The sequence below is a fragment of the Amycolatopsis sp. NPDC059235 genome, from assembly GCF_042754125.1.
Classification (GTDB): domain Bacteria; phylum Actinomycetota; class Actinomycetes; order Mycobacteriales; family Pseudonocardiaceae; genus Amycolatopsis; species Amycolatopsis albidoflava.
This window is the reverse complement of record NZ_JBHZAG010000178.1, coordinates 1-7170: the sequence shown is the minus strand read 5'-3', so window position 1 is coordinate 7170 and position 7170 is coordinate 1. Positions and strand designations below refer to the sequence as shown.

Below are 7170 nucleotides of genomic sequence, written 5' to 3'. Positions count from 1 at the left end.
ATCGGGATACTCAGCCCCAACACCTTCGAGCAGTCACTCCCAGCGGCTGCATGAAATCCCGTAAGCCCCTGTCCACCGTTCGGGGTGAACCTCACGCAACCGGCAGTGGCCCAGTGACAGTGTTCCGTCTAGTGCACGACGTGCGTCCGTTGCTGATCGTCTTCCGCCCAAAGGGTTGGTGCATGCTTGCCAGCGGAACGAGCGGGCCGAGGCCCGGCTCGAACTCGAGCTGACTGGTGGGCAGGTTGCCTTCCAGTCTGCTCCGATGCTCAGGCTAGCCGATCGTGCCGGACCACGGCGCGAGCGCGATCGGCTAGCTGGCACAGCGAGCCCAGATCATCAGCCGTGCAGCAGCACGGGCAGGGCGACCGGGAACCGCCAAATCGAGCCGTTGTCCCAGTCGATCCCCTCTTCGTCTCCTGCCAGCCGCACCGACGGGAATCGGGCAAGCAGCGCACGAACCGCGGTGGTGACGACCAAGCGGGTGAAATGCTGGGCCACGCAAGCATGTATTCCCGCACCGAACGTGAGATGCTTGCCCTCGTTCCGGTCCAGGTCGAGCACTTCGGGATCGGTGAACGTGTCGCTGTCGTGGTTGCCACTGGTGTAGGAGTAGACGACCGCGTCGCCCTGTTTGATCGGCACCCCGCCGATTTCCAGATCCGTCGATGCTACGAGCGCGGGACCGAAGGCCTGGATCACCGGGGTGTAGCGGGCGAGTTCGTCGAACCCGCTGTCGATCGATTCGGGGTTCTCCCGCAACTCTCCGAACCCGGGCTCGCCGGAGAGGAGGAAATAGCAGATGTTGCTCAGCAGTGCGTTCGACGGCGCGATGCCCACGGCGATCATCTGGACGGTCATACCGATCAGTTCGCCCGTGCTGAACTCGGTTCCCGAGCCGACGACCATGCGGCTGAGCAGATCGCTGCCAGGGTTCTCCGTGCGCTCCGCGACCAGCGTCGCGGCATATCCGCCGAGTTCCTTCTTGGCTGCCAGGCTCAGTTCCGCTTCTGCCGGACGGGTGGAGAACATCAGGCGGGTCCACCGCCGGAGATCGGCGCGATCTGTCTCCGGAATGCCGATCAGCCGGGCCATGACGTCGAGCGGAAACCGGCCGGTCAGCTTGTCGAACAGGTCAACCGGCCCGGGTTCCCCGGCGACGCGGTCCAGCAGTTCGGCGACCATCGACTCGGCCGCCGGACGGAATCGCGCCATGCGCCTGCTGGTGATCCCCTTGCCCATAGCCTTGCGAAGGCCCGACGCCTTCGGCTGGTCCTGGAGCTGGACTGCCTCCGGTGGCGGCACGAATGCCGGCATCAAGCGGGGGATGGCCACCTCGGTGCCCAGCGGGGCACGGGTGAACCTCTTGTCGTTCGTGATCGACTGGATGTCGGCGTACCGGGATACCAGCCACGGACCTTCGTGGCCGTAGGGCAGGCTGATCCGCGTAACCGGCCGTCCCCGCAAGAAGCCGGCCAGCATCGGATCGAACTCCAGCGCGTTGAGATTGGGCCGGATCTCCGGAAGGTCCGCGGCGTTCGTGTTCCGCAACGGCACCGGGCCGGGTGTGCTGTTCATCAAAACAGCCCGCCCAGCTCGGACGCGGCGTAAGCGTTCTCCCAATGTTCGGCCAGCTTGCCCTCGGCGAACCGCCAGAGCCCGCAGAACGGCATCGCGATCCGGGCAGGTTTGGTGGCCCGGAGGATTCCCATCACCGCCCCGAAGTGGTCGTCGGCGATAACCTGCCGCACGTCCATCACGAGAGTGCCGGCGGTGGCCTCCAGCAGGCCCCGCTCGTGTGCGAGCACGGTCGCAAGTCCGCGCCGGATGCCGTCGGGCACGAGCGCGCGATCGGCAGTGTGCAGGATGATGTCGTCGGTGGCCGTGTCCGCCAGGCGTTCGAAGTCCTGATAGACGAAACGCAGGAGTTCGCAGTGTTCTTCGTTGGGGGTGCCGTCAGGTGATCGTCGCATCGGCGTTCCTTACTCGTCTGCCGGAGTGGGGCGCCAAGGGGTGATCTGTCCGCAGATCTCCTCCACCCGGGCCCAATCCGATTCGGACAGTGAAATATTCGAAGCAGCGACGTTCTGCTCCAAGTGGGCGATCGACGTCGTACCCGGGATGAGCAGGATGTTGGGGGACCGGCGCAGCAGCCAGGCCAGGCAGAGCTGGGCGCTGGTTGTGCCGAGCCCGGCGGCGGCTTCGGCGAGTTCGCCGTCGGCGCCGACGAGGTCGCCGTGCCCGAGCGGGAACCAGGGCACGAACGCGATCCCGCGCTCGGCGGTGTAGTCGACGACCGGATCGCTGGCCCGGTCGGCGATATTGTAGAGGCATTCCACCGCGACGAGGTCGCTGAACTCCGCCGCGGCGCGCAGTTGCTCGACGCTCACCCCCGGCTGGCCGGAGAGACCGAGATGCCTGATTTTGCCTTCCGCCTTGAGGCTCTCGAGTTCGCCCAGTTGATCGGCGAGCGGAACGAGCGGGTCTATGCGGTGCAGCTGGTAAAGGTCGATGCAGTCCACGCCGAGGTTGCGCAGGCTCAGTTCGACCTGTTGCCGAAGGTATGCGGGCCGTCCGAGGGCGACGATGTAGGGCTGGGTTCCCGGCCCGTGCAGCCAGTCGCGCGGGCCGGACCTCAGCATGCCGCCCTTGGTGGCGATCACGAGCTGCTCGGGGTAAGGGTGCAGCGCCTCTCGGATGATCTGCTCGTTGAATCCGGGGCCGTACGAATCGGCGGTGTCGAGGAAGTTGACCCCGAGATCGTGGACGGCTCTGCGCAGCAGGGCTTTCGCCGCGTCCGGGTCTTCCGGCGGTCCCCACATGCCGTGTCCGGTCAGGTGCATCGCGCCGTAGCCCATGCGATTGATCGGGCGGTCGCCGAGTGTCCAGGTGCTGCTGTCGGCCGGAGCTGTCGTATTGCTCATGGTCTTTCCTTATCGCGAATGGAGGACTCGGCGCGGCTAGGCGGCGGCGACCCGGGTGGCGATCTCGCTGGAGCCTGGCTCGAGACGGCCGCTAGCGGCCGTCGGTCCGGTCCAGGTTCCCAACGACATCTCTGAGGTGATTCCCGGGCCGAACCCGGCGACCATCCCTCGGACGCCGGCCGGCAGGCCTTCTTCGAAATGCCGGGAGAGTGCGGCGAGTACGACCGCGGAGGCGATGTTGCCGTACTCGGCCAGGACTGACCGGCTGTGTCGGAACGCATCGGCCGGCACCCCGAGATGGCGGGACAGATCGTCGAGAATACGCGGCCCGCCTGCGTGCACGACGTAGAAGCCGAGGTCGGAAACGTCCCAGCTCCGGGTTTGCGCGAGCTGGCGCAGCTGTGGTGCGATCATCGACATCGTGCCCGGCACCCGCCGGTCCAGGCGGAAGTGGAAGCCGGTTTCCTTGACCTCGTACGAAATCCAGTTCTCAGTGCCCGGGACGACATGCGAGGCGTTGTGGTCAAGCGCTATGCCGCTGCCGCCGCTGCCGCGGACTACGGCGGCCGCGATCGCATCGCCGAACAGCCCGTTCGACAGCAGGGTGCCGACATCCGATTCCGACGGCTGGTAACACAGCGAGCAGAACTCGCAGGCGACGACCAGAGCGTTGGCCGCCGGATACGCGAGGCAGAAATCGTGCGCCCGGTTGATCGCGGCGCCACCGGCTGCGCAACCCAGTTGTGCGATGGGTATCTGCCTGCAGTCGCTGCGGAAATCGAGTTCGTTGATCATCCAGGTCGTCATCGGCGGCATCGTGAAGCCGGTACACGAAACGAAGACGATGGCGTCGATATCCTGCGCGGTCAGGTCCGCCGCGGCGAGAGCATCCGAGACCACGCCGGGCAGTCGCTTCTCCGCCTCGCGCCGGTAGATCCGGCTGCGTGCGGCGAAGCCCGGGTGGCGCAGGGTTTCTTCCACGGGTTGAATGAGGTGGCGCTTGAGCACCCCGGTGTTCTCGATCATGCGCAGGACAGTGCGCAGTTTGTCGTGGCTGGCATGGAGAGCGTGGCACAACTCAAGGGTGCTCTCCATACTGATGGAATGCTCGGGAAGCCACAGAATCGGCCGGCAAAGGGTGGGGCCAGGTCCTTCCGGATACTGCGCTGAGTTGCCGCTGCGTTTCTTCTCTGCACTCATTGAATCTCCTGCCCGTGGGTGGGCCGTTGCGAACACGGTAAAACAGATCGTCACGAGTCGATGCCGAGCCGGGAGCGGCGCGGAACCTGAGGGGATATCCCTCACGAGCGCCGACTGCCCGTCTTGTCCGGGATGCCAGCGTGAAAACGGCCTCACATCGGCAGTGCGATGTCATGCACTGGTGAGATTGTGAAGCAGCTCCGGAAATCTGATTGGCGGATAGCGACGGGGGCGAGCATAGCTGCATCAAACCCCTCCGCACATCAGTCGTGATGTGCGGAGATTCCGGGATCAGACTCCGGGCCTGAGTGCGCAGCAGTGGGTGCCGTGCGCCAGACGCAACGTCCGTCAGTCCGCCGTTTCTGCGCGCGCCGCCTCGTAGCGTGATTTCCGCCCATCCGGATTCTCGCGTTTCATCAGGCAATGAGCGAGACGGTGAACGCAGCGATGTCGCTGTCTCGCTCATTGCGGTCTGCGGGTATCACCATGCTTCCGAGTAGGTGCACGGTACTCGTGAAGGGATCGCATGCACCTGTCGTGCCGATGGCCGGGACAAATCTCGCCGGGCGGGCAGTGGTGGGCAAACCGCTCCGGCGGGACTGCTTCGAGTGCGGCGAAGGCCTGGATTGACGGCCGCGACTCGGCGGCGTCTTGTGATCCTTCCGGGATCGTTCGTTCGTGAGTCGCCCGATAAGGCGCCGGCGGTCGGGGCCCGCCCTAGGCCGAGGCCAGCCGTTGCCCTCGCAGTCTCTCGCTGAGCCGATCCAGGCCTTCCGCCAGTGCCTCGGTGTGGCCTCCGAAGCCGATGTGCATGTGCTGGGCCAGTCCGAAGCATGTGCCCGGGACGGTGAGCACCCGGTCTTCTGCGGACAGAAGCGCGCACAAAGTTCGAGTATCGCGAACGTCGAGAAACCGGGGGAATGCGGTGACGCCGCCTGCCGGCGACTGGAAATCGATTACCTCGGAGTTTTTGGTCGCCCACTGGCGCAATAGTTCCCGATTTTTTGCCGCCTCCCTGAGTCGTGGACCGATGAGCGTATCGGCCTGTTCGACTGCATGGACAGCTAGATGTTCGGAAACAGGCGAGCAGCTCAGGGTTGTGTAATCGCGGATCTTGATCATGTTGTCGAGAGTTGCTCTTTGGGCAATGCGCCAGCCGATCCGCAGGCCGGGCAGTCCGTACGCTTTTGGCAGGGTGTCGAACGAAAGACATTTCTCCATCTGTGTCGACGGGTCGGGAAGGGCGGGTTGACCATAAACGAGGTCGGCGAATGCGCCGTCCCAAAATAAGTGTACATCGTGGCGGGCGATGATTTTCATGAAATCCGAGTATTCGTCGTCGTTCAAGGTGATGCCGGTCGGGTTGTGCGGAAAGTTGACGACCACGGCCTTGGTCCGCTGATTGAGCAGTGCGCGCAGGGAATCGAGATCCGGTCGAAATCCCTTGCCGGCGGGCAGGCGCCAGGGTCGCAGCGTCGCGCCGATGTTCTCGGCGATCGCAGTCAGCGAGTGATAGCTGGGCGTCACGACGATGATTTCGTCACCCGGTTCGATTACGGCCGTGATAGCGAGAAATAGTGCTTCGCTCGAGCCGTGCGTCACCATCACCGAGTCGGCATTGCCGGGCGAGTATCTGGCCGCGATCGCTTCACGGAGGCGTTGGCAGCCCTGCGAGGGGCTGTCCCTGAAAGGCATCCGGTCGAGTTCGGTGAAGGAGATGCCGATGCGGTCCCGTAGTTCCCCGAGGGTGCAGTCTGCCACTCCTGAACTCGAAATATCAATGGAGCAGTCGAAGTAGCGGGTGCGCAGCCAATCTTCGAGAGGTGCCGACGAAATCGTGTGATCCATGGCCGGGCTTGTCTTTCAATCAGTGGCGGTTGCTGGGGGTCGATCGGGGCGTGACAGGACGATGTCCTGCTGCTGGGCTGCCCTGCCGTCATGCGGGCGCTTCGAGCATGCTGTCGAGGATCTCCCGGACCATTTCGATAGTCGTTCCGGGGTACAGGAACGCGAGTCTGCTGACCACTTCGCCTTCCCAGCTGGTGGGGATGACGAAGCCGAGCTGGTCCGCGAGCAAGCGTTTCGACCAGCTGCGGTAGTCCTGCGGCGTCCAGCCGCGACGTCGATAGACCAGGCAGGACAGCTCGGGCTCGCGGATGACCTCGAGGTACGTGTACTCGGTGCGGATCAGTTCGGCCGCCGCCTTGGCCAGCGCGATACCGCTCTCGATCGCCGCGCTGTAGGCGTCGATGCCGAGTACGGCAAGCGAGAACCAGAGCGGAAGGCCGCAAGCGCTGCGCGTGAGCTGATAGGCATAGTCGGGCGGGTTCCACTCCGCGCTGCTGTCGTCGGCCTGGACCAGGTCCAGGTACGGGCCGTTCTGGGTATGAACCGACCTGGCCAGCCGCGGATCCCGGTAGATCAGGGCGGCGCAGTCGAAAGGCGCGAACAGCCATTTGTGCGGGTCGACGACGAAGGAGTCGACGCATTCGATCCCCGCGAACCTATCACGAACAGAGGGAGCGAAGAGCCCGGCGCCGCCGTAGGCGCCATCGACGTGAAACCACAGATCGTGCGCCCGGGCGACCTCCGCGATGCCGGCGAGGTCGTCGATGATCCCCGCGTTGGTGGAGCCGGCGGTGCCGACGACGGCGATGATCGAAGAAGGATCCTGATCTGCCTGGAGCGCCGCTCGCAATGCGTCGCCGGTGAACCTGTGGTCGACGGTCGGGACGACAATCTTCTCCGCGCCGATGATGTTGAGCGTATTGGTCACGGATGAGTGGGTCTCATCGCTGACCACCACCTGGAGGCGGGCTCCCGCAGGCAAGTCGCGTCGTCGGCGGGCCGCGTCGTGCGCGACGACCAGAGCGGAGAGATTGCCCGCCGAACCTCCGGAGACAAAGCACCCTCCCGCTGCCGCCGGGAGTCCGGCCTGGTCGGGGGGGGGCCGGGGGGGACCGGATGTACGCCGGTGTGTCCCCCCCCCCCGCCCCCCCCCCAAAGAGACTTAGGGGGGGGGGGGGGCCCACACCAAAACAAAAAG

6 protein-coding genes are annotated in these 7170 nt (G+C 65.1%); all 6 read right to left on the bottom strand.

Features of this window, described 5'->3' with window-relative positions; translation table 11 throughout:
• Window positions 1-339: 339 nt before the first annotated feature.
• Window positions 340-1578, bottom strand: coding sequence for a cytochrome P450 (locus ACFXI3_RS46910; protein WP_378408698.1), 1239 nt, complete (start codon window positions 1576-1578; stop codon window positions 340-342).
• Entirely contained in the window at window positions 1578-1973 is a 396-nt protein-coding gene (locus tag ACFXI3_RS46905) for a nuclear transport factor 2 family protein (protein ID WP_378408696.1), read from the bottom strand. Before ACFXI3_RS46905 ends, ACFXI3_RS46910 begins: the two co-directional genes overlap by 1 nt.
• 9 nt (window positions 1974-1982) lie before the next feature.
• Window positions 1983-2924 (bottom strand): aldo/keto reductase, encoded by a 942-nt coding sequence (locus tag ACFXI3_RS46900; RefSeq protein WP_378408694.1) that lies wholly within the window; start codon window positions 2922-2924, stop codon window positions 1983-1985.
• A gap of 36 nt (window positions 2925-2960) precedes the next feature.
• Window positions 2961-4124: a type III polyketide synthase gene (locus tag ACFXI3_RS46895; RefSeq protein ID WP_378408692.1), complete on the bottom strand. Its 1164-nt coding sequence runs from the start codon at window positions 4122-4124 to the stop codon at window positions 2961-2963.
• Between the two features lie 717 nt (window positions 4125-4841).
• Window positions 4842-5972, bottom strand: coding sequence for a capreomycidine synthase (gene vioD / locus ACFXI3_RS46890; RefSeq protein WP_378408690.1), 1131 nt, complete (start codon window positions 5970-5972; stop codon window positions 4842-4844).
• An 88-nt stretch (window positions 5973-6060) separates the two neighbouring features.
• Window positions 6061-7128, bottom strand: coding sequence for a pyridoxal phosphate-dependent decarboxylase family protein (locus ACFXI3_RS46885; protein ID WP_378408688.1), 1068 nt, complete (start codon window positions 7126-7128; stop codon window positions 6061-6063).
• Between the last annotated feature and the right edge of the window lie 42 nt (window positions 7129-7170).